This is a genomic window from Paenibacillus sp. FSL R10-2748, assembly GCF_038005565.1.
GTDB classification, from domain to species: Bacteria; Bacillota; Bacilli; order Paenibacillales; family Paenibacillaceae; genus Paenibacillus; species Paenibacillus polymyxa_B.
In genome coordinates this window covers 42,695-62,598 of record NZ_JBBOTK010000016.1, presented here as the reverse complement: position 1 = coordinate 62,598, position 19,904 = coordinate 42,695, and the positions used below count along the sequence as shown (strand labels likewise).

General features: G+C 44.1%; 30 protein-coding genes. 2 read left to right on the top strand and 28 right to left on the bottom strand.

Translation table 11 applies throughout. The annotated features are described in order from the left end of the window. Positions 1 to 345: 345 nt before the first annotated feature. Complete coding sequence (locus tag NSS66_RS26525) at positions 346 to 576, bottom strand: hypothetical protein (protein WP_013312131.1); 231 nt, start codon at positions 574 to 576, stop codon at positions 346 to 348. A 192-nt stretch (positions 577 to 768) separates the two neighbouring features. Then, on the bottom strand, positions 769 to 1,383 hold the full coding sequence (locus NSS66_RS26520; RefSeq protein ID WP_340960092.1) for a stage II sporulation protein M: 615 nt from the start codon (positions 1,381 to 1,383) through the stop codon (positions 769 to 771). 98 nt (positions 1,384 to 1,481) lie between these two features. Here NSS66_RS26520 and pdaB point away from each other — a divergent pair, with 98 nt between their 5' ends. Both pdaB and gerD read left to right on the top strand, forming a co-directional pair. Continuing rightward, the gene (pdaB, locus tag NSS66_RS26515) at positions 1,482 to 2,261 is read left to right on the top strand and encodes a polysaccharide deacetylase family sporulation protein PdaB (protein WP_053326182.1); all 780 of its coding nucleotides are present in this window, start codon (positions 1,482 to 1,484) and stop codon (positions 2,259 to 2,261) included. 106 nt (positions 2,262 to 2,367) lie between these two features. Further along, on the top strand, positions 2,368 to 3,105 hold the full coding sequence (gene gerD, locus NSS66_RS26510) for a spore germination lipoprotein GerD (protein WP_069080584.1): 738 nt from the start codon (positions 2,368 to 2,370) through the stop codon (positions 3,103 to 3,105). A gap of 34 nt (positions 3,106 to 3,139) precedes the next feature. Here the strand turns inward: gerD and NSS66_RS26505 are convergent, their stop codons facing one another. The 26 genes from NSS66_RS26505 to rplE form a co-directional block, all read right to left on the bottom strand. After that, positions 3,140 to 4,246, bottom strand: a complete 1,107-nt coding sequence (locus NSS66_RS26505; RefSeq protein WP_340960091.1) for an Mrp/NBP35 family ATP-binding protein — start codon at positions 4,244 to 4,246, stop codon at positions 3,140 to 3,142. Between the two features lie 59 nt (positions 4,247 to 4,305). Continuing rightward, a complete protein-coding gene (gene cwlD / locus NSS66_RS26500; protein WP_103050278.1) occupies positions 4,306 to 5,082 on the bottom strand; it encodes an N-acetylmuramoyl-L-alanine amidase CwlD in 777 nt (258 codons plus the stop codon). 68 nt (positions 5,083 to 5,150) lie between these two features. Further along, complete coding sequence (gene sat, locus NSS66_RS26495) at positions 5,151 to 6,320, bottom strand: sulfate adenylyltransferase (protein ID WP_160789115.1); 1,170 nt, start codon at positions 6,318 to 6,320, stop codon at positions 5,151 to 5,153. 53 nt (positions 6,321 to 6,373) lie between these two features. Further along, on the bottom strand, positions 6,374 to 7,066 hold the full coding sequence (locus tag NSS66_RS26490) for a phosphoadenylyl-sulfate reductase (RefSeq protein ID WP_068939394.1): 693 nt from the start codon (positions 7,064 to 7,066) through the stop codon (positions 6,374 to 6,376). A gap of 53 nt (positions 7,067 to 7,119) precedes the next feature. Continuing rightward, positions 7,120 to 7,455, bottom strand: coding sequence for a hypothetical protein (locus tag NSS66_RS26485; RefSeq protein WP_340960089.1), 336 nt, complete (start codon positions 7,453 to 7,455; stop codon positions 7,120 to 7,122). A 1,325-nt stretch (positions 7,456 to 8,780) separates the two neighbouring features. Further along, positions 8,781 to 9,173: a 30S ribosomal protein S9 gene (rpsI, locus tag NSS66_RS26480; RefSeq protein ID WP_013312140.1), complete on the bottom strand. Its 393-nt coding sequence runs from the start codon at positions 9,171 to 9,173 to the stop codon at positions 8,781 to 8,783. Positions 9,174 to 9,193: 20 nt separating this feature from the next. Continuing rightward, positions 9,194 to 9,631 carry a 50S ribosomal protein L13 gene (gene rplM / locus NSS66_RS26475; RefSeq protein WP_013312141.1) on the bottom strand — a complete coding sequence of 146 codons (438 nt, stop codon included), beginning with the start codon at positions 9,629 to 9,631 and terminating at the stop codon, positions 9,194 to 9,196. A 183-nt stretch (positions 9,632 to 9,814) separates the two neighbouring features. Next, positions 9,815 to 10,600, bottom strand: coding sequence for a tRNA pseudouridine(38-40) synthase TruA (gene truA / locus NSS66_RS26470; RefSeq protein WP_023990555.1), 786 nt, complete (start codon positions 10,598 to 10,600; stop codon positions 9,815 to 9,817). Between the two features lie 151 nt (positions 10,601 to 10,751). Then, complete coding sequence (gene rplQ, locus NSS66_RS26465; RefSeq protein WP_013312143.1) at positions 10,752 to 11,117, bottom strand: 50S ribosomal protein L17; 366 nt, start codon at positions 11,115 to 11,117, stop codon at positions 10,752 to 10,754. Between the two features lie 34 nt (positions 11,118 to 11,151). Then, complete coding sequence (locus NSS66_RS26460) at positions 11,152 to 12,096, bottom strand: DNA-directed RNA polymerase subunit alpha (RefSeq protein ID WP_007432558.1); 945 nt, start codon at positions 12,094 to 12,096, stop codon at positions 11,152 to 11,154. A gap of 135 nt (positions 12,097 to 12,231) precedes the next feature. Next, entirely contained in the window at positions 12,232 to 12,627 is a 396-nt protein-coding gene (rpsK, locus tag NSS66_RS26455; protein WP_013312144.1) for a 30S ribosomal protein S11, read from the bottom strand. 19 nt (positions 12,628 to 12,646) lie between these two features. Further along, positions 12,647 to 13,015 carry a 30S ribosomal protein S13 gene (rpsM, locus tag NSS66_RS26450; RefSeq protein WP_007432560.1) on the bottom strand — a complete coding sequence of 123 codons (369 nt, stop codon included), beginning with the start codon at positions 13,013 to 13,015 and terminating at the stop codon, positions 12,647 to 12,649. A 21-nt stretch (positions 13,016 to 13,036) separates the two neighbouring features. Then, positions 13,037 to 13,150, bottom strand: coding sequence for a 50S ribosomal protein L36 (gene rpmJ, locus NSS66_RS26445; protein WP_003333770.1), 114 nt, complete (start codon positions 13,148 to 13,150; stop codon positions 13,037 to 13,039). A 117-nt stretch (positions 13,151 to 13,267) separates the two neighbouring features. Continuing rightward, positions 13,268 to 13,483: a translation initiation factor IF-1 gene (gene infA / locus NSS66_RS26440; protein ID WP_006212898.1), complete on the bottom strand. Its 216-nt coding sequence runs from the start codon at positions 13,481 to 13,483 to the stop codon at positions 13,268 to 13,270. Between the two features lie 2 nt (positions 13,484 to 13,485). Next, the gene (locus tag NSS66_RS26435) at positions 13,486 to 13,794 is read right to left on the bottom strand and encodes a KOW domain-containing RNA-binding protein (RefSeq protein WP_254349282.1); all 309 of its coding nucleotides are present in this window, start codon (positions 13,792 to 13,794) and stop codon (positions 13,486 to 13,488) included. Between the two features lie 9 nt (positions 13,795 to 13,803). Beyond that, positions 13,804 to 14,343, bottom strand: coding sequence for a M24 family metallopeptidase (locus tag NSS66_RS26430; protein WP_023990556.1), 540 nt, complete (start codon positions 14,341 to 14,343; stop codon positions 13,804 to 13,806). A 5-nt stretch (positions 14,344 to 14,348) separates the two neighbouring features. Then, positions 14,349 to 14,993 carry an adenylate kinase gene (locus tag NSS66_RS26425; RefSeq protein WP_013312147.1) on the bottom strand — a complete coding sequence of 215 codons (645 nt, stop codon included), beginning with the start codon at positions 14,991 to 14,993 and terminating at the stop codon, positions 14,349 to 14,351. Positions 14,994 to 15,083: 90 nt separating this feature from the next. Then, a complete protein-coding gene (gene secY / locus NSS66_RS26420; RefSeq protein ID WP_013312148.1) occupies positions 15,084 to 16,382 on the bottom strand; it encodes a preprotein translocase subunit SecY in 1,299 nt (432 codons plus the stop codon). Continuing rightward, a complete protein-coding gene (gene rplO, locus NSS66_RS26415) occupies positions 16,382 to 16,822 on the bottom strand; it encodes a 50S ribosomal protein L15 (RefSeq protein ID WP_013312149.1) in 441 nt (146 codons plus the stop codon). The genes secY and rplO overlap by 1 nt, the downstream gene beginning before the upstream one ends. A gap of 43 nt (positions 16,823 to 16,865) precedes the next feature. Next, positions 16,866 to 17,051 carry a 50S ribosomal protein L30 gene (gene rpmD, locus NSS66_RS26410; RefSeq protein ID WP_013312150.1) on the bottom strand — a complete coding sequence of 62 codons (186 nt, stop codon included), beginning with the start codon at positions 17,049 to 17,051 and terminating at the stop codon, positions 16,866 to 16,868. Positions 17,052 to 17,063: 12 nt separating this feature from the next. Then, complete coding sequence (gene rpsE / locus NSS66_RS26405; protein WP_013312151.1) at positions 17,064 to 17,561, bottom strand: 30S ribosomal protein S5; 498 nt, start codon at positions 17,559 to 17,561, stop codon at positions 17,064 to 17,066. A gap of 27 nt (positions 17,562 to 17,588) precedes the next feature. Further along, complete coding sequence (rplR, locus tag NSS66_RS26400; RefSeq protein WP_007432568.1) at positions 17,589 to 17,957, bottom strand: 50S ribosomal protein L18; 369 nt, start codon at positions 17,955 to 17,957, stop codon at positions 17,589 to 17,591. A 115-nt stretch (positions 17,958 to 18,072) separates the two neighbouring features. Further along, positions 18,073 to 18,615: a 50S ribosomal protein L6 gene (gene rplF / locus NSS66_RS26395; RefSeq protein ID WP_013312152.1), complete on the bottom strand. Its 543-nt coding sequence runs from the start codon at positions 18,613 to 18,615 to the stop codon at positions 18,073 to 18,075. A gap of 33 nt (positions 18,616 to 18,648) precedes the next feature. Continuing rightward, on the bottom strand, positions 18,649 to 19,047 hold the full coding sequence (gene rpsH, locus NSS66_RS26390) for a 30S ribosomal protein S8 (RefSeq protein WP_007432570.1): 399 nt from the start codon (positions 19,045 to 19,047) through the stop codon (positions 18,649 to 18,651). 32 nt (positions 19,048 to 19,079) lie between these two features. Further along, positions 19,080 to 19,265 (bottom strand): type Z 30S ribosomal protein S14, encoded by a 186-nt coding sequence (locus NSS66_RS26385; RefSeq protein WP_013312154.1) that lies wholly within the window; start codon positions 19,263 to 19,265, stop codon positions 19,080 to 19,082. A gap of 76 nt (positions 19,266 to 19,341) precedes the next feature. Next, positions 19,342 to 19,887, bottom strand: a complete 546-nt coding sequence (gene rplE / locus NSS66_RS26380) for a 50S ribosomal protein L5 (RefSeq protein ID WP_007432571.1) — start codon at positions 19,885 to 19,887, stop codon at positions 19,342 to 19,344. Between the last annotated feature and the right edge of the window lie 17 nt (positions 19,888 to 19,904).

Below are 19,904 nucleotides of genomic sequence, written 5' to 3'. Positions count from 1 at the left end.
CGCTTCCATTTTATACAACCTGACGGCATGTACCAAAATTTCAGCGTTGGATTTTGTAAAATCCGTACTCACTCGTTGTTCAGTTTTCAAAGATCAAACTTGCATAATGTCTTACTTTGTTTCGTCACCGCGTCTCAGTGGCGACCTTTATAATATATCATCTCTTTTTAGAATTTGCAAGAGTTTTTTTAATTTCTTTTTTTCGAGCAAATCCTTCAAAAAGGAACGAAAATTAATTTACCATGAATATTGAATAGAGTCAATACTTTTTTTGATATCAGAAAGTATAATCTTTTTAAAATAGTTTACTTCCTGATATCTCTGATATAGTTTCATCTTATCTTTTCATTGTTTGGTTTGTGGGACTCGCCCTCTGCGAGCATATTTTGATAGTTCCTTGGCGGGTGCAAAACGGGCATACATGCGAAAGACTGTTTTATATCGTAGTGCGATTGCGTAGCGAATATCTTGATCCAATCGAGTATCGCTCATATCAAGCAGCATTTCATCTAGCTCCTTACGAAGAACGTAGTCAAGTTCCTTGCATTCTTTTTCGTTAAACAGCATTCCCAACATATGACCATACTCCCTTATCAGCAGATTATATAGTACTTATATTTGCTCAACTATTGTTCCAATCTTTACCTGTTTTTAAACTCAACTGCTAAGGTTTCAAACTTACCCCGATTAATCTTCAGCTTCTCTTTAGGCTCTCCCCTTTGTTATGTTCAATTTTCAGGAAATATATAAATAATTGGCCATAATATTTTATTGTGACAATAAACGATAAGTTATGCCACTCTCAATTGCAGCTGCTATAAGCAGTAAGATGACAGACCATATGGACACCCTCAACGTTTGTTTCATAAATAAATCCCACACTAGGCCAGTTCCTTTGCGCTTTAGCCCTATGCTTGTACCTATAGTAGACATTATGTTGATTCCAAACTTCAATCCGAAGGCACAGGCGATAATCAAAACAGGCAATTCAATCACACCGTGAGGCAGTAACCCTTTTACAACAACTTCATACATACTTCTTCCCATATCTGTCTGCAAGTGTACTACAAACCCTAAAACCATACCGTTCACAATTAAAAATATAAACGGTACGATTCCAAATACTGCCCCCATAAATATAACCAGCACACATTTAATTGCATTATTGAAAAAGATGAATACAAAAAAACTCCATTGTGGATGCTCAGAATTCTGCAAGCGCTGCGCTACTTCTCCCAGTCCCTCCATTTGTTGCGCCAGCATGGATTGAATAGTGCCTGTACTTAACCATCCCACCATAATACTTGTGCAGAAAAGAAATGCAGAGATTAAAATTAACCGTCTTGTCGTGTGTAAATCGTGAAAAAATGCTTTTAGTCCCATTTGATAATTCCTCCTATTGGTTCAATGGAATAATTGACAACCCCCGGCATAGCTTTAAGTAAACAAGCACTTCTAGGATGAAAGGGGCGTTATTAACCATGAATTCTTTTTTCTATGTATTGAACGGTAAAAAAATCAAACGATTCTTAATCGTAATGGCTGCAGCCGTCTTTACTGTTGGAGTCATTTATGTAGAAACCGATAATGTTACGGTTTTTTCCGAGGAAGCACCAACCGCTATTTATAGTGTACCCACAGACAAAAAGCTGATCGCTCTCACCTTTGATATTAGTTGGGGTGATAAACGTACTGCCCCCATCTTAAAAGTCCTTGAGGATAAAAAAGTGACCAAGTCCACCTTTTTTCTTTCTGCCCCTTGGAGTAAAACACATCCAGAGCTTGTGAATCAGATTAAAGAAAGCGGATTTGAGATCGGCAGTCATGGCCATAAACACGAAAATTACAGTAGCTTAAGCGATGAAGATATTCGTAAGCAGATTTCCATTGCTCATACCACATTAACCGAACTGACGGGACAGTCCCCGAAGTTGATCCGTATGCCTAATGGCGACTTTGATAAAAGGGTCCTTCAGGTTGCCAGCACTTTAGGCTACAAAACCATTCAGTGGGATACAGATTCCCTGGACTGGAAAAACCCTGGTACTCAGGTCATAATCGACCGTGTTGTAAATAAAGCGCATCCTGGCGATATCGTCCTTCTGCATGCCAGTGATTCCTGTAAACAAACACATGAAGCCTTGCCCGTCATTATCGACAAGTTGCGCGCACAAGGCTATGAATTCGTGACTGTATCTGAACTGCTTCAACAGGGTACAGTAAAAGGCAAAGAGGTGCGCGATCAGGCACTGGGTCTTTAAGGAGTTATTTTACATCGTTCTCAGCTAAAAACCAAAAGCAAATCGACATATTTCCCCGCATTCATTCGCATACTATCCACATTCATGATGAAGGAGGAATACGGCCATGAATTGGACTCGTTTGCGATTTGTTAGCACGGTATGCGTACTGGGCGTTGCACTGAGTGGCTGCGGCTCGGATCAGGGTTCTGCGCCCCCCCAGAACAGTTATAAAGAGATGAAAACGATGGTTGTCGATATCTTGAAAAGCGATGACGGAAAAAAAGCCGTAGAGGAGGCTTTAACCGGGGAAAGCACTTCAAAAGAAGGACAATCCGGTCAAAGCAGTGAAGAGGGTGGGGCTGGTGGTGGATCTGGTGGAAGCATGGGAATGAAAATGCTTATGCCCATGCAATCGGCTGAACAGATGAAGATCGCAGTCAAAGATACTTTGGTATCACCTGAATATAAAAAAGAAATCGAAAAAATTATGACTGATCCGCGTTTTGCCGGAGAATTTGCCAAAGCCATCAACAGCCAAAGCAAACAGCTTCATATGCAACTTATAAAAGACCCTTCTTATCAAAAATCAATTGAAGCGATGCTTAAGTCGCCAGAACTGACCAAGATGTATATGGACTTAACTAAAACTCCTGAATATCGCAAACAATCTATGACAGTCATGCATGATGCCATGCAGAATCCGATTTTTCGGCTTGAAGTCATGAATTTACTTAAAACTGTCGTACAAGAGGAACTCCAACCTAAGGTTGAGAAAAAAAGCGGTGAGCAAGGTGGCTCTGCTGATCAGAAGCAAGATGGTGGTGGTGGTGGAGGCGAAGGAGAACAAGGTGGAGGCCAATAATAAAAAGGCTGGTTCAACAACCAGCCTTTTTTTCTTATTCAAATTCCGCGTGCAACGTCGTAATTTGAGCAGCAATATCATTGTAAATTGCCCCTGTCGCCGACTCGGATTTATATACGGATGGAGAAAAGTCGGCTTCTGAAGGGTGATTGTCTGGGATACCCAGCGGAATTTGCGCCAGCAGCTTCGTATGAAGGGTATCTGCCAGCATAGCCCCGCCACCGCGTCCAAAAACATAGTCCTTTTCTCCGGTGGAGGATACATAATAGGACATGTTCTCCACAACACCAATGACCTTATGATCTGTTTGGAGCGCCATAGCCCCTGCACGTGCAGCTACAAAAGCTGCAGTTGCATGTGGGGTAGTGACAATGATTTCTTCACTCTGCGGAATCATTTGATGTACGTCAAGCGCTACATCGCCAGTCCCTGGTGGTAAATCGAGTATCATATAATCCAGTTGTCCCCATTCAACATCACTAAAAAACTGTCTGAGCATTCTCCCCAGCATGGGACCTCTCCAAATCACCGGATTGTTCTCTCTGACAAAGAAGCCCATAGACATGATTTTGATACCGAATCGCTCCACCGGCTGAATGATACCATCTTCGACAGAAGGAACCTCCTCCACCCCGATCATATCCGGCACGCTAAATCCATAGATATCCGCATCAATTAAACCCACATGCTTCCCCTGTCTAGCTAAAGCAGCAGCCAAATTTACAGCTACTGTCGATTTTCCGACACCACCTTTTCCGCTTGCAATGGCAATAAACCGGACGCCAGATGCTGGGCTAAGCAGCTCATGTTCTTCCATACCGACAGCATGTCCTTTGGTCAAAACCGGGTCAGCGGCTTCCTCGGTATTCTCCACAGCTTGAATTGCGGACTTTTCATGCTCAGATGCCTCACGAATACGAATATGGACGTGGCTTAATCCCGCCTCTTCTAACGTCTGCCGGATTTCCCGCTCCAGTTCTGCACACGTCTCTTCCTGGCTATTCAAACTAATAGCGGTCAGGGATACCCGATCCTCTTTAACAACCACATCCCGAATAAAATGGAGATCGACTAGACGGCGTCCTGTTTGAGGCTCCCGCACTTGTTGAAGTAGCTCTATAACTTGCTCTCTTGATTGCATGAATTATCAGCACCTCTGCTTTAATGAATTACGGAGTGGTAAACACTTACAGTATACCACTATCTGGCCTCAGGTGCTGGTGAGATCCCCTTTTCCCCGGCACTGTAACGCAAAATCCCCTTATATATGGACGCCGCCACCTGCCTTTGATAGTTCACGTCACTTAGTCGTCTGGCTTCCTCTGGATGGGACAAAAATCCGACTTCTACAAGGGCTGATGGCATTTTGAGAGCTTTCAATAAATAAACTGTGTTCACGGTCTTAGCCACTCTGTCCGTATTTTCCAAGTTGCGTTTGATTTCTTCCTGAATTAAAGACGCCAAATTCTCGTTATCTGCATGGTTAGGAACGTAAAAGGTCTGGGCTCCACTCCAACGGCTCGACGGAATACTGTTCATATGAATACTTAGAAAGAGGTCCGCTTTCTGCTCCTCAATTATACGCACACGCTGCTTCAAATCCTCCGTTTTTCTTCTGGAATAACCTTTCGTTTCTTGCTGCGCCAGGTCGCGGTCATCCTCACGTGTCATGACAACAACAGCACCTGCTTGCTGCAAATAATCCCGCAAATAAAAAGCGATTGCCAGATTAATATCCTTTTCAATAATTCCTTCTTTGCTAACCGCCCCTCCATCAGGCCCTCCGTGTCCAGCATCTATAGCAATTACTTTACCAGTAAGGGGTAAACTCCAATGGGTCCAAGCTCTCGAAGCAGGTATCTCATACAATGCCAGTGTAATAAACAGAACGGCGAGACAACAGCCCAACAGCATTTTTTGCAACGTCCGATAGCGAATCCACAGTGTAACCTCGTTTTTACGATTATTTTTTTGCATAACAAAACGCCTCCGTCCTATACAGATACTAATAATCTATATGGGACGAGGCGTGTAGATAGTACAACTCAGGCATGAACAAATTCCTTCATACCTTCAATCAGCACTTGAGCAACTTCCGGTCGTGTAAATTCAGGTGGCGGGCAAACCCCAGAGCGCAACAATTCCCGTACCTTGGTGCCCGAGAGCGTCAAATGATGCTCCTTGGGATGTGGGCATGTTTTACTTGAGGCCATATTTCCACATCGAGTGCAATAAAAGCTGTGTTCAAAGAACAATGGAGTAATCCCCAGCTCTTCAGGTGTAAAGTGCCTGAAAATTTCCTGTGCTTCGTAGGTACCATAATAGTCTCCTACCCCGGCATGATCCCTTCCAACAATAAAATGGGTGCAGCCATAGTTTTTTCGCACAATAGCATGGAAAATGGCCTCTCTAGGACCCGCGTATCGCATGGCAGCAGGAAATACCCCCAGAAAAGTCCGATCAGCCGGATAATAATTGTCCAGCAGCACCAGGTAGCTCTTCATACGCACATCTGCCGGAACGTCATCTGACTTGGTTTCACCAACGAGTGGGTTTAGAAACAAAGCATCCACAATCTCCATCGCGCTTTTCTGGATGTACTCATGCGCCCGGTGTACCGGATTTCGTGTTTGAAAACCGACCACTGTTTTCCAGCCTTTTTCTACAAAATAGTCGCGTGTCTGTGATGGTGTATAGTAAAACTCACTAAATTGTGTGGGCTCCGGCCGATTCAGCACTTGCACAGACCCACCAACATACGTAGAAGGTCGATCTAACAGTTTGTTTACGCCAGGATGAGCAGGGTCATCGGTCTTGAATACTCGTCTGGCTTCCTCAGCCTGATCTACCTGATAAATACTTTCAATATCAAGTACAGCATAGATAGTATCGTCTGTTTCACCCACCAAAGCCACCTGCTGACCTAATTTCAGTTCACTGGCTACACTTTCTACAACTGCAAGAGTAATGGGAATACTCCAGACTGTACCATCGGCAAGACGCATATCTGTTACCACCGACCGATAATCAGATTCATTCATAAACCCCGTCAAAGGAGAGAAAGCTCCCACTCCAATCAAATCCAGATCAGAAATGGTCCATGAGTTTACACGGATAGGAAACAATTCTCCTGCAGCCTGCAAAAGTGCTTTTTGCTCCGGTCCTGTAATGATTTTATCAACAAGTGTTCCGCCATGCGGAAGAATTGCAGTCATAATGCACTTCCCTTCTCTTCATAAATACGACTCATAGTTACCTGAATACCATTTTATTGATGGAGCCCACACTCTGTTTTCTCATTGCCTGACCAGCGACCTGCACGAGGGTCTTCACCTGGTAGAACTTCACGGGTACATTGCTCACAACCGATACTGGGATAATTGCGGTCATGCAATGGATTATACAGTACTTCATGAGTACGGATATAGTTCCATACATCCTCGGATGTCCAGCTTGCCAAGGGATTAAATTTAACGAGTCCAAACTTTTCATCATACTCTACCTTTTTTGAATTCGCACGGGTAGGGGCCTGATCCCGGCGAATACCAGTAATCCATGCATCGTATTGTGACAAAATGCGTGTCAGGGGCTCAACTTTGCGTATACCACAACATGTGTTAGGATCTGTTTTCCACAGTTCCTCTCCATGCTCAGCCGCTTGCTCTTCAGGAGTAATTAAGGGAGAGACCCTGACAAAATCCAAATTATATCTGGCTTTCATCTGATCTCGCGTATCGTAAGTTTCTTGAAAATGAAAGTCGGTGTCCAAGTAAAAAATGTCGGTGGAAGGGCTAATTTTTTGAAGCATATCTACTAGTACTACATCTTCTGCTCCGAAGCTACAAGCAAAGGTAAGATTGGGAAATGTAAGAACAGCATACTGGATAACTTCCTCTGGCGTAGCCTCTTCCAGTTCAATTGCCTTGACTCTAATCAACGCTTCTTTCTCCAATAAATTCATTATCAATGCGCCTCCATATGAAGATTCATAAATAAGTGGCATTTCAATACCGACTAAACTAATAAGATTAAATACAGTATAAAACTTTCACAATCATTGTCAATCCAAGGCAAAATGTCCTGATGTAAGCATTTATCTACCCAAATTTGCAGGAATGTTGTTCTGTCAGCATTCTTTAATGCTTTCTTGCGTATCCAACCAAGTTCATTGGCTTTATATAAAATATTCTTATACCAAACACTTGAAAATGGTCCATAGGCTCTTTTGTTACTAAAAATAACTAGTGTAGCTGAAGGAATGCTTGAATGGAGGCTTTTTACGTCAACAAAGACGGCTTGTTCTCTACTCTGCCGAAGACAAAGGCGTACCACCAGTACGCTTTTAAACAAAGGGCTTTCTCATATAACAATATATGGTAATAGTTTGGTCCTTGAAGGAATACATCCTATAGTTTTGACTTTGGAAGAGCAAGCCGAACGTGCGGATAAGCATTTTTTTGACAACCTACCTTGCTACGCAAAATTACTTAGTTGAATGATTTCTATAGCCAAAATGTATTATTGTACTATACATATGCTTGTGGATCTTCTGAGTGAAATGCTTTAGAGGCATCTAGGAGCAGCGTATCCTAATCTTGGCCTAGTGCGCGGCAGCAATGCTGAACAGCTTTGGGTTGCTTGATCAAGCAAGAACCATCTGTAGAAAAAAGCAAGCATCGTTTCTGAATCTAAGATTATCGAAGGGTGCTAACCGAGGGAATTGAAAATAACTTTAGGTTCCAAAGCTCTTATTTTGCTTTCCAAAGATGAAGTCCGTATGTGGACGAGTTCAGATGAAGGCAAACTAACCTTTACTCGAATTTTTAGCCAGATGAAATCGACTACACTATTCTGGAGCTCTGGCGTCAGCGATGCTTTCATTGTGGAAATTATAAAAGAAATAACTGCGCGCTGAACTCTTATTATGCCTCTATCCCATCCTAAAGCGCTTGTAGAGGCAATTCCCGAGGAATTGATCCACTGGACACAAGCAAGACTCTTATCGCTACTGGAAGCCTATTTAAAGCCTGTCATCAAGGAGGGTCAATTTTATGAGGGTAGACACAGTCGGACAATACATGGTGCTCCCGGTTATAGTTTGGAGCGATTGCTGTGTAGACTATTTCCATTACCAGTAACATGTAAATCGCCGTTGCCATTGCAGTAGCCTAGAAAGCGGACAGTGCCAGGCTAAAGAGCGTCCTTCTCTCAGTGCACACAAATAAAAAGAGGTATTCCTTGCCGTATCCCTAGCTGCGCCCAAAACAGCTGTACAAGAGGCATAGACAATACCAGCCAGAACATATCAAGGGACTTTACATAAACAAGTGAAAGCAAAGTATCTAGTGAAACAGCACTTAGCAGAGAATATTAAGATGAGGCTATATTGAATAGTCGAACATTATATTTTAGTCACAGGTTATAAACATTACAGAATAAACTCCGTGGAAATAGCAAACTGTATTTGTGTATAACAATATCGTCTTCAATTACATCGTGGATAACTTTTCGTGTTCCATGCATTTGCATGCGGTTATTTATGTATTCGCAGAAACATGCTGAAGCCTATGAATTTTAGAGTAGGTCTACTTATCCACATGTGGATAATAATCAGGAAATGACTAAATAAAAAAGAACCCTTTCCATAAGGAAAAGGTTCTTCTGTATTCGAAATATTAACGTTTCGAGAACTGTGGTGCACGACGAGCGGCTTTGAGACCGTACTTTTTACGTTCTTTCATACGTGGGTCACGAGTCAAGAAGCCTGCTTTTTTCAAAGCTGGACGGAATTCCGGATCTGCTTTCAACAGAGCACGGGAAATACCGTGGCGAATTGCGCCGGCTTGACCAGAGATACCACCACCATGAGCGATAACGAGTACGTCATAGCTGCCAACTGTTTCTGTCAGGTTCAGTGGTTGTTTTACGATCAGTTTGAGAGTTTCCAAACCGAAATATTCATTAATATCACGCTTATTGATGACAATGCGTCCTTCACCCGGTACGAGACGAACACGAGCTACCGAATGTTTACGACGACCTGTCCCATAGTATTGTACTTGTGCCATGAAACTGTCCTCCCTTTTAATTATCCGCGAAGTTCGTAAACTTCAGGTTTTTGTGCTGCATGTGGATGCTCAGTGCCTCTGTAAGCTTTAAGTCTCAGCTTCATTTTCTCGCCTTGACGAGTTTTAGGAAGCATACCGTGAACAGCCAATTCCAACATACGCTCAGGCTTGTTCTTAACCATTTCTTGTGCAACCGTTACTTTCAGACCACCCGGATGCAGGGAGTGACGGTAGTATTTCTTGTTCTCCATTTTTTTACCGGTTAATACGATTTTTTCCGCATTGATTACAACAACAAAATCACCTGTGTCCACATGTGGTGTAAATTGTGGCTTGTGTTTGCCGCGAATCAACGCAGCCGCTTCGCTTGCCAGACGGCCGAGCGTTTTGCCTTCGGCATCAATGATGTGCCAGTTGCGCTCAACTTCATTTGGCTTCGCCATATACGTAGTACGCATGAAAAGTATCCTCCTTAAGTTCGTTAACAGAAATCATCATTTATCTTCGTTCGTTAAGTTGCTGCATTATTGATGGATTAGATGTTAATTTAAAGTGATTATCTTAATTGGGGCTGTGGGAAAGCCATTAAGAAAACACAACTTTTATATTACAGGATAACCATCAATTCCGCAAGGGTAAAATCAATGTTTTTTGATGTTTTCGTCGTACTCTACATTCCAGAGCGTTAAAGCGTGTCCAACGGCCGTAGGTCCGGCCTTTGAACGATTTTTCGCCTCTAAAATGGAAGGAATATCATCCGACGATTTTTTGCCTTCTCCCACTTCCAGCAAAGTACCCATAATAATCCGAACCATGTGCTGCAAAAATCCGCTACCTGTAATATAAGTATGGATAATTCCCTGATCATCCGAGTCCGGACGTGAAAAGGAATGGTCTACTGTCATATAGGCTTCGTAAATAGTGCGAACATGATTCGTCTTTTGGGAACGTCGAGATGCGAACGAAGTATAGTCAAAGGTGCCAACTAAATGAGCTAACCCTTCCTCCATCGCTCTTACATCCAGACTCGTTGGATGATGGGCCTGTGTACGACGGTGAAAGATGTCCGGAAACCGGTTCGCATTAATACTGTACCGATATGTCTTCCGCTTCGCCATGCGGCGTGCATGAAAGGACAGTGGCACCTCTCTCGCATCCGTAACGATGATATCACGAGGCAACCAGGCATTAAGTGCCAGACACCAGCGCTGTAACGGAATCGGCGATTCAGTGTGAAAATTGAATACCTGCCCGTATGCATGTACACCTGCATCTGTACGGCCTGAGCCTGTAATTTTAAGACGCTCGCCCGTCAATGAGTAAATAGCATGTTCAAGGCAGTCCTGAATGGTGTTACCGTTAGGCTGCGTCTGAAAGCCATCATAGTGGGTTCCGTCATAGTTCACCTTCATGCACAAGTTCCGCATGCTTCTCACACCTTTGTAGGGGTAGTCTCTGGCCTTGCAAGGAATAACCGAACATAACAAAGGAGAAGCCCCTCAAGGACTCCTCCAAGAGAAAAAAAGGGTTGTTCAGAATCAAGCCGATTCTGTCCACCCTTCCCTCATCTTCACCTGTTTACGCGCGGTCAACCAATTCCAGATATACCATTGGAGCGGCGTCGCCACGACGAGGTCCCAATTTCAGGATACGAGTGTATCCACCTGGACGCTCAGTGTAACGTGTAGCCAATTCGCTAAACAGCTTTTGGATTGCATCCTGCTCACCATCCAAAGTTTCACGGCGAACGAACGCAGCCACTTGACGACGTGCGTGCAGATCTCCTTTTTTCGCTTTGGTGATCAGTTTTTCAGCAATAGAACGAACTTCTTTCGCTTTAGCCTCAGTAGTTTGGATACGCTCATACAAGAACAGATCGGTTACCAAATCACGAAACAAAGCTTTACGGGCACTGGAGTTACGGCCCAATTTTTGGTATGCCATGTAATTTCCCCTCCTTCACAAAAACGTTGCTGTACTATTCTTCCGTACGAAGTCCTAAACCAAGTTCCTCGAGCTTCTCTTGTACTTCTTCCAAAGATTTGCGACCCAAGTTACGGACCTTCATCATATCTTCTTCAGATTTAGTCGTGAGTTCTTGTACCGTATTGATACCAGCGCGCTTAAGGCAGTTATAGGAACGGACGGAGAGATCCAGCTCTTCGATCGTCATTTCAAGAACTTTTTCTTTCTTGTCTTCTTCTTTTTCAACCATAATTTCAGCATCTTTTGCCTCGTCCGTGAGACCCACGAACAACATCACATGCTCGGTCAAAATTTTGGCTCCAAGGCTCACTGCTTCCTCGGGACGAATACTTCCGTCAGTCCAAACCTCAAGTGTCAGCTTGTCATAATTCGTAACCTGGCCGACACGCGTATTTTCTACGCCGTAGTTCACGCGTGCAATCGGAGTGTAGATGGAGTCGACGGGAATGACGCCGATCGGCTGGTCATCACGTTTGTTCCGATCCTGCTTAACGTAACCGCGACCGCGATTGGCAAAAATACGCATGTGAAGTCTCGAACCCGGTCCGAGCGTAGCAATGTGAAGATCCGGATTAAGAATTTCCACATCACTATCCGCACGGATATCTCCTGCCGTTACAACTCCTTCGCCTTCCGCATCGATTTCGAGTACTTTCTCTTCATCCGAGTGGATTTTAAGCGATAAAGCTTTCAAGTTCAGAATGATCTCCGTTACGTCTTCCTTCACACCGGGAACCGTTGCAAACTCGTGCAGAACCCCATCGATCTGAACCGATGTGACTGCTGCCCCCGGTAACGAGGATAACAGAATACGGCGAAGCGAGTTTCCCAGCGTCGTACCGTATCCGCGTTCCAGCGGTTCTACTACGAATTTTCCATAGGTGCCATCATCATTGACGTCAACCGTCTCAATTTTCGGCTTTTCGATTTCTATCACTGCAATATCCCTCCTTCAAAACGTCGCTCCTATATGAAACATTCACCTTATCCATAGTCTATCATGCAGTATACCTAAACATCCATTCTTGGCAGTTTGTGCCGGATCTATACTACACGCAGAGGAGAAATCTCATTAGACGCGACGACGTTTTGGAGGACGGCATCCGTTATGAGGTACCGGAGTTACGTCTTTGATCAGGTTAACTTCCAAACCAGCAGCTTGCAAAGAGCGGATTGCTGCTTCGCGACCTGCACCAGGTCCTTTAACCATGACTTCGACAGTTTTCATGCCGTGTTCCATAGCAGCTTTAGCAGCAGTTTCTGCGGCCATTTGCGCTGCAAATGGAGTAGATTTACGGGAACCACGGAATCCCATGCCGCCTGAGCTGGCCCAAGAGATTGCGTTACCGTGTGGATCTGTGATCGTAACGATCGTGTTGTTGAACGTGGAACGGATGTGTGCCACGCCAGTTTCGATATTTTTACGGTCACGGCGTTTTGTACGTACAACTTTTTTCGGTTTAGCCATTGAATGTTATCCTCCCTTCTTATTTCTTTTTGTTCGCTACAGTCCGACGAGGACCTTTACGGGTACGAGCATTAGTTTTAGTACGTTGTCCGCGAACAGGCAACCCACGACGGTGACGAACACCACGGTAGCACCCAATCTCAGTCAGACGTTTAATATTCAAGGAAATTTCACGACGCAGATCGCCTTCTACTTTAACTTCTTTGTCGATCGTTTCACGTAATTTGCTCACTTCATCTTCAGTCAAATCACGAACACGCGTGTTTGCACTGATGCCTGTTTCCTTCAAGATTTTCTGAGAAGTCGTTTTACCGATTCCGAAAATGTAAGTCAAGGCGATCTCAACGCGTTTGTCACGTGGCAAATCCACACCAGCTATACGAGCCATTTTACGCTACACCCCCTTCTATTAACCTTGTTTTTGTTTGTGTTTCGGATTTTCGCAAATAACCATTACGTTCCCTTTGCGGCGAATGACTTTGCATTTTTCGCAAATAGGTTTTACAGAAGGTCTTACCTTCATGTTGATTACCTCCTCCAAGCTTTACCCTGGTAAAACTCGCTTCGTGAACATTCACATCGTTTTGCCGAGCAAAACAAGTTTTTTAAATGACATACGTTTAATAAAAACCTGCATGAATTACTTGCGGTACGTTATACGGCCTTTGGTTAAATCGTAAGGCGATAACTGTACAACCACCTTGTCGCCTGTCAAAATACGGATAAAGTGCATCCGCAGCTTTCCGGAAACATGAGCAAGAATTTGATGACCGTTCTCCAGCTCTACCTTGAACGTAGCGTTCGGCAGTGGCTCGATTACCGTACCTTCAACCTCAATGACATCTTCTTTGGCCAAAGTCAGTCTCCTTTCTCTTCAGCTTGGTATTCGGACGAGTCCAGGAAAGTTTTCACTGCATGGCGCAGCTTTCCATTCGTCACCCGACCGCTTTCGTTTAAACTGTTTACAATCTCGCTACTAATCTTTGGCTGAGGCACCAAATGAAGAACATTTTTCTTCTTCGCTTGATCAAACTTTCGTTTATCCCCATCCGCAATATATACAAACCTGCTATCTGCTACTGAAACGACAACCGCAATCTGTCCGGCACCTCTGCCTTTCAGAATCTTCACCAGCTGACCGATTTGCAGGTTTCCTTGCTGAACCATTACAATCACCTACGCACTCAGTTTCGTGAAAATGTCCATGCCGCCCGTTTCGCACGTCACCGCTTGCTCGTTATGAGCACATGAGGTTACGTTCATCGTAACGACCGTCCAGTTGTCTTCCAGCGTCCCTACATGGTGAGAACCTATCTGAATCATTGATTCAATAGCCAGCCCAATGCCGGTTTTCAGCCTCGGCCCCTGCTCAGGAATACCACGGTTTGGATTCTCAATATATTGCTGAATGGCATGCGACATTGTAAACTGGCGAGTTTTCGCGATGATATCGCCTTTGTTTAACTTGCGTTTGCCGGGAAATCCGTGCACCAGTTGTTCGTTGACTGAAGCGCAAATGCTAGCAGGAAAACCGTTATAACCTTTAAAAGACGGCACAGCTCCCTGACTGCGAATATACCGATCAGCTAAATGATCAAGTTCACCGGTCGTAATACCGGGCTCGATGTGTCCTGCCAAGAGATGATCCGTTTCCGTATCTATTCTCTTAGCTTTCCTCATAAAGCTTGATTCCGTCCCCGACTTGCAAATGATCATTACAGCTAACCCCGCAACAAGGACACGATATTTTGGGAAACCACATCAATATCCTGTTCTCCGTCAATATGACGCAGAAGATTCTGGTTCTCATAAAACGTGAGGAGTGGTGCTGTTTTATTACTATATTCGTCAAGTCGTGTTCTTACGCTATCTTCATTATCGTCAGGACGCTGATAGAGTTCCCCACCGTCTTTATCGCAAATGCCTTCAACCTTAGGAGGATTAAAGACAATATGATAGCTAGTTCCGCAGCTTTTACAAACCCGCCGTCCTGTGATTCGTGCCAACAAGTTGTCACTATCCACTTTCAGGTTGATGACGTCATCTAGCTTCGTATTCAAACGACCCAAAATTTGATCCAAGGCTTCAGCTTGAGCCAAAGTTCTTGGAAAACCGTCCAGCAAGAACCCTTTCTTGCAATCTGGCTGTTGTAGCCGTTCTTCAACGATACCGATTGTTACGTCATCCGGAACAAGTTCACCCTTGTCGATATATTCTTTAGCTTTAATGCCAATAGGTGTTCCCTGTTTCATCGCTAGGCGAAAAGCATCACCTGTCGAGATATGAGGAATGCCGAATTCCTTCACAATGACATCTGCTTGTGTACCTTTACCAGCCCCCGGAGGGCCCATGATCAAAATATTCACAATCTGTCACTCCTCAAGACGACCCCTACACAAGAAACAGCACAAAAGGTGCCGGTAAGCATGCGAACATCCTAAGCCGGTACCTATTGCCTATTTGTTGATGAAGCCTTTGTAATGGCGTTTGATCAGTTGGCTTTCGATTTGCTTCATTGTATCCAATGCTACACCAATGATGATGAGCAATGAAGTACCGCCAATTTGCACGGAACGAGGCAAGCCCGAAAGCGAACCGAAGAATACCGGCAAAACGGATATGACTGCCAGAAACAAGGCTCCTGTCATTGTCAAACGTGACATTACTCGTGTCAAGTATTTCTCCGTGGCTTTACCCGGGCGAATTCCCGGAATATAACCGCCGTTTTTCTTCATATTGTCGGCCATTTGCTGCGGATTCATCTGTACAAAGGTATAGAAGAATGTGAAACCGATAATCATTACGACATACAAAACCATGCCCAGCGGCTTGTCATAATACAAGTAAGTGGTAACCCACTTAGCCCAAACATGATCTGCCCAGAAACTCGCAATAATTGTCGGGAATTGCAGCAATGATACCGCAAAGATTACCGGAATAACGCCTGCCGCATTAATTTTCATCGGAATATGCGTATTCTGGCCACCGTACATTTTGTTGCCAACTACACGTTTCGCGTATTGTACCGGGATTTTCCGAATACCTTGCTGGATGTAGATAACACCAACAATAATCAGAACAATCACCAGGGCAATTATAATTGCCTTCAGAATATTCATAAACAGCTGATCTGCCTGAATAAACTGAGATTCTACAACCGTCCGAATATGTCTTGGAATACCCGCTGCAATCCCTGCGAAGATAACAATAGAGATACCATTGCCGATTCCCTTTTCGGTAATTTGCTCACCGAGCCACATAAGGAACGTAGTTCCTGCTGTAAGCACAATGGCAATGACCAGATAATCTGCAAAAGTGGCTCCTGGAATCATCGCTGCACCGTACAGTCGATTAAAGCCAATCGACGTTCCGAATGCTTGAATCAGGCCAAGTATTACCGTACCATAACGCGTAATTTGAGCCAACTTCTTTTTACCATGCTCTCCTTGTTTAGCCCATTCCGCAAGTTTCGGAATCACGTCCATTGACAGCAACTGTACAATGATGGACGCTGTAATATATGGCATAATCCCGAGGGCGAAGATCGAAAACTGATACAATGCGCCCCCTGAGAAGGTGTTAAGGAGTCCAAACAACTCGCTTCCTGCCTGATCCTGAGAAGTAAAGACTTGCTTGTTCACGCCGGGAACCGGCACAAAGGAGCCAATACGATATACAAAGAGTATAAACAGGGTGAACAGGATTCGGGTTCTAAGATCCTCAACCCGCCATATATTTTTCAGGGTCTTGAACATTAGATCACCTCGGTTTTACCGCCGGCAGCTTCAATTTTCTCTACCGCAGATTGAGAGAACTTGTTCGCTTTAACTGTCAATTTTACAGTGATTTCACCGTTACCCAGAATTTTGATTCCGGATTTAGCGTTTTTCACAATGCCATTGTTCAGCAAAAACTCAGGGCTTACTTCTGTACCCGCTGCAAAACTGTTCAAATCTTCGATATTCAAAACCGCATACTCTTTACGAGTAGGATTTACGAAACCGCGTTTAGGCAAGCGACGATACAGTGGGTTTTGACCACCCTCGAAGCCCGGACGTACACCACCGCCGGAACGAGCGTTTTGACCTTTATGACCACGACCAGAAGTTTTACCCGTACCGCTACTAGGACCACGACCCAAACGTTTACGTTCTTTGCGGGAGCCTGGAGCTGGGGAAAGCTCATGTAACTTCATCGTTCGTTGCACCTCCTTGATTATTGTTAAAATACTTTATTTCTTAAGCCTCAATTTCTTTAACAGAAACCAAATGGCTAACTTGATTAATCATCCCGCGAATAGCTGCATTGTCGGGTTGAACTACTTTATGGTTGATTTTACGCAAGCCGAGCGTTTTAACAGTCGTTCTCTGATTACCAGGACGGCCGATCAACGAACGAACGAGGGTAATTTCTAATTTCGCCATGATATTCCCTCCTTAGCCCAGCAGCTCTTCGATGGATTTGCCGCGCAATTTTGCAACTTCTTCAGCGCGTTTCAAGCGGGACAAACCTTCCAAAGTCGCATTGACCATATTCATGGAATTCGAAGAACCCAAAGATTTTGTCAAGATATCACCTACACCAGCAAGTTCCAGTACAGCACGAACCGGACCACCAGCGATAACTCCAGTACCTTCCGATGCCGGTTTCAACAGAACCCGGCCAGCACCGAACTTACCTGTAACAAGGTGAGGAATTGTTGTTCCTACGAGTGGAACGTGAACCAGGTTTTTCTTAGCATCTTCAATACCTTTGCGAATTGCATCAGGTACTTCGCCAGCTTTACCGATTCCAGCGCCTACCCAGCCGTTGCCGTCGCCCACTACTACCAGAGCACTGAAGCTGAAACGGCGTCCGCCTTTGACAACTTTAGCTACACGATTAATATTTACTACTCTTTCAGTCAGTTCCAAAGTATTCGGATCTACACGCAAGTCGTTAACCTCCTTTTGAGAAATGTCTTAGAATTCAAGGCCTGCTTCGCGAGCTGCATCAGCCAAAGCTTGAATCCGTCCATGATACAAGTATCCACCACGGTCAAATACGATGTTAGCATGGCCTTTTTCTTTCGCACGTTTAGCAACGAGTTCGCCAACTTTACGAGCTGCTTCTACACTACCGCCGTTTTTGATTTCGCTGCTCAGTTCTTTATCCATAGTGGATGCAGATACCAATGTTACACCAGCTACATCATCAATCAGTTGTGCGTAGATATGCTTGGAAGAGCGGAATACGTTCAAACGAGGACGTACAGCCGTACCTTCGATTTTCTTACGTACACGCAGATGTCTTCTGACACGTGCTTTATTTTTATCTTGTTTTGTAATCATCTCAAGTTTTCACTCCCTTCAGTTTGCCTTTTAAAACTTTATACTAAGACGCACTGGGTAAAAAAGAAGTACGAAGTCTTTCCTGCAGAAAGACCGCACAAAGTCGGTAAGAAACTTATTTCTTCTTACCGGCTTTACCTTCTTTACGAATGATGCGCTCGCCTTCGTATTTAATCCCTTTACCTTTGTACGGTTCAGGTTCACGAACGGAACGAATTTTAGCAGCGTAGGCACCTACACGCTCTTTATCAATTCCGCGAACGATGATTTTAGTGTTCGAAGGAACTTCGAATTCGATGCCCGCTTCCGGTGTGATTTCAACCGGGTGAGAGTATCCAACGTTCAGAACGATTTTATCTCCGGATTTGCTTGCACGATATCCGACCCCAACCAGCTCCAGAGATTTTGAAAACCCTTCAGTTACACCACTTACCATGTTGTTGACAACGCTGCGGGTTGTTCCATGCAAAGAGCGGTGAAGTTTGTTGTCCGAAGGACGAACTACATTAATTTCATTGTTTTCCACAGTAACGGACATGTCTTTATGAAGCTCACGAGTCAATGTTCCTTTAGGACCTTTAACTGTGATCGCTGTGTTGTTCAAAGTCACGTCAACACCACTTGGTACTGTGATTGGTTTACGACCAATACGGGACATATCTGTTGCACCTCCTATCTTTTAAACGTTATCTTACCAAACGTAGCAAACAACTTCTCCGCCGGCTTTGGACTGACGTGCTTCTTTGTCGGTCATGATACCTTTGGATGTTGAAATGATTGCGATCCCGAGTCCACCCAATACGCGTGGAATCTCATTGCTCTTCGTGTAAACGCGAAGACCTGGTTTACTGATTCTTTTCAAACCTGTAATAACACGCTCGTTGTTCGCACCGTATTTCAAGAAAATACGGATAATCCCTTGTTTGCTATCTTCAACAAATTCCGCATCACGAATGAATCCTTCACGTTTCAGGATGTCGGCGATTTGTTTTTTCATTGTAGATGCAGGCATTTCTACTGTTTCGTGACGAACTGTGTTCGCGTTACGAATACGAGTAAGCATATCTGCAATTGGATCAGACATAGTCATTGTGTATAAACCTCCTTCCCAAACAGGACTTTTTACCAGCTTGCTTTTTTCACGCCAGGAATCTGGCCTTTATAAGCTAATTCACGGAAGCAAATTCTGCAGATCTTAAACTTTTGCAGTACCGAATGTGGACGACCACAACGCTCGCAACGAGTGTAAGCACGAACTTTAAACTTTGGTGTGCGTTGTTGTTTGACTTTCATTGAAGTTTTTGCCACTTAGCCTGACACCTCCTAAATAGTTTCGGAGAACAGGGTGTCTTTAAAATCAGACGCCCGAAACGTTATGCCAACATTATTTTGCGAAAGGCATGCCCAGCTGAGTCAGAAGCTCACGGGACTCTTCGTCAGTTTTGGCAGTCGTTACGATAACGATGTCCATACCACGAACTTTATCAACTTGATCATACTCGATTTCCGGGAAGATCAACTGTTCTTTCAGACCAAGCGTGTAGTTACCACGTCCGTCGAAAGCTTTTGTCGATACACCATGGAAGTCACGTACGCGAGGAAGAGTAATGTTGAACAATTTGTCCAAGAAATAATACATACGCTCGCCACGAAGTGTTACCTTTACACCGATCGGCATGTTTTCACGCAATTTAAAACCTGCAATAGATTTTTTTGCGCGAGTGATTACTGGTTTTTGACCAGCAATCAGCTGCATGTCGTTGAGAGCTGAATCAAGTACTTTGGAGTTTTGGACTGCGTCGCCAACACCCATGTTGATTACAACTTTCTCGATTTTAGGCACTTGCATCACTGTTGTATAGTTGAACTTCTGCATCAAAGCAGGAGTGATTTCTTTCAAGAAACGTTCTTTCATTCTTGTTGTAGCCATGAATCATATACCTCCTT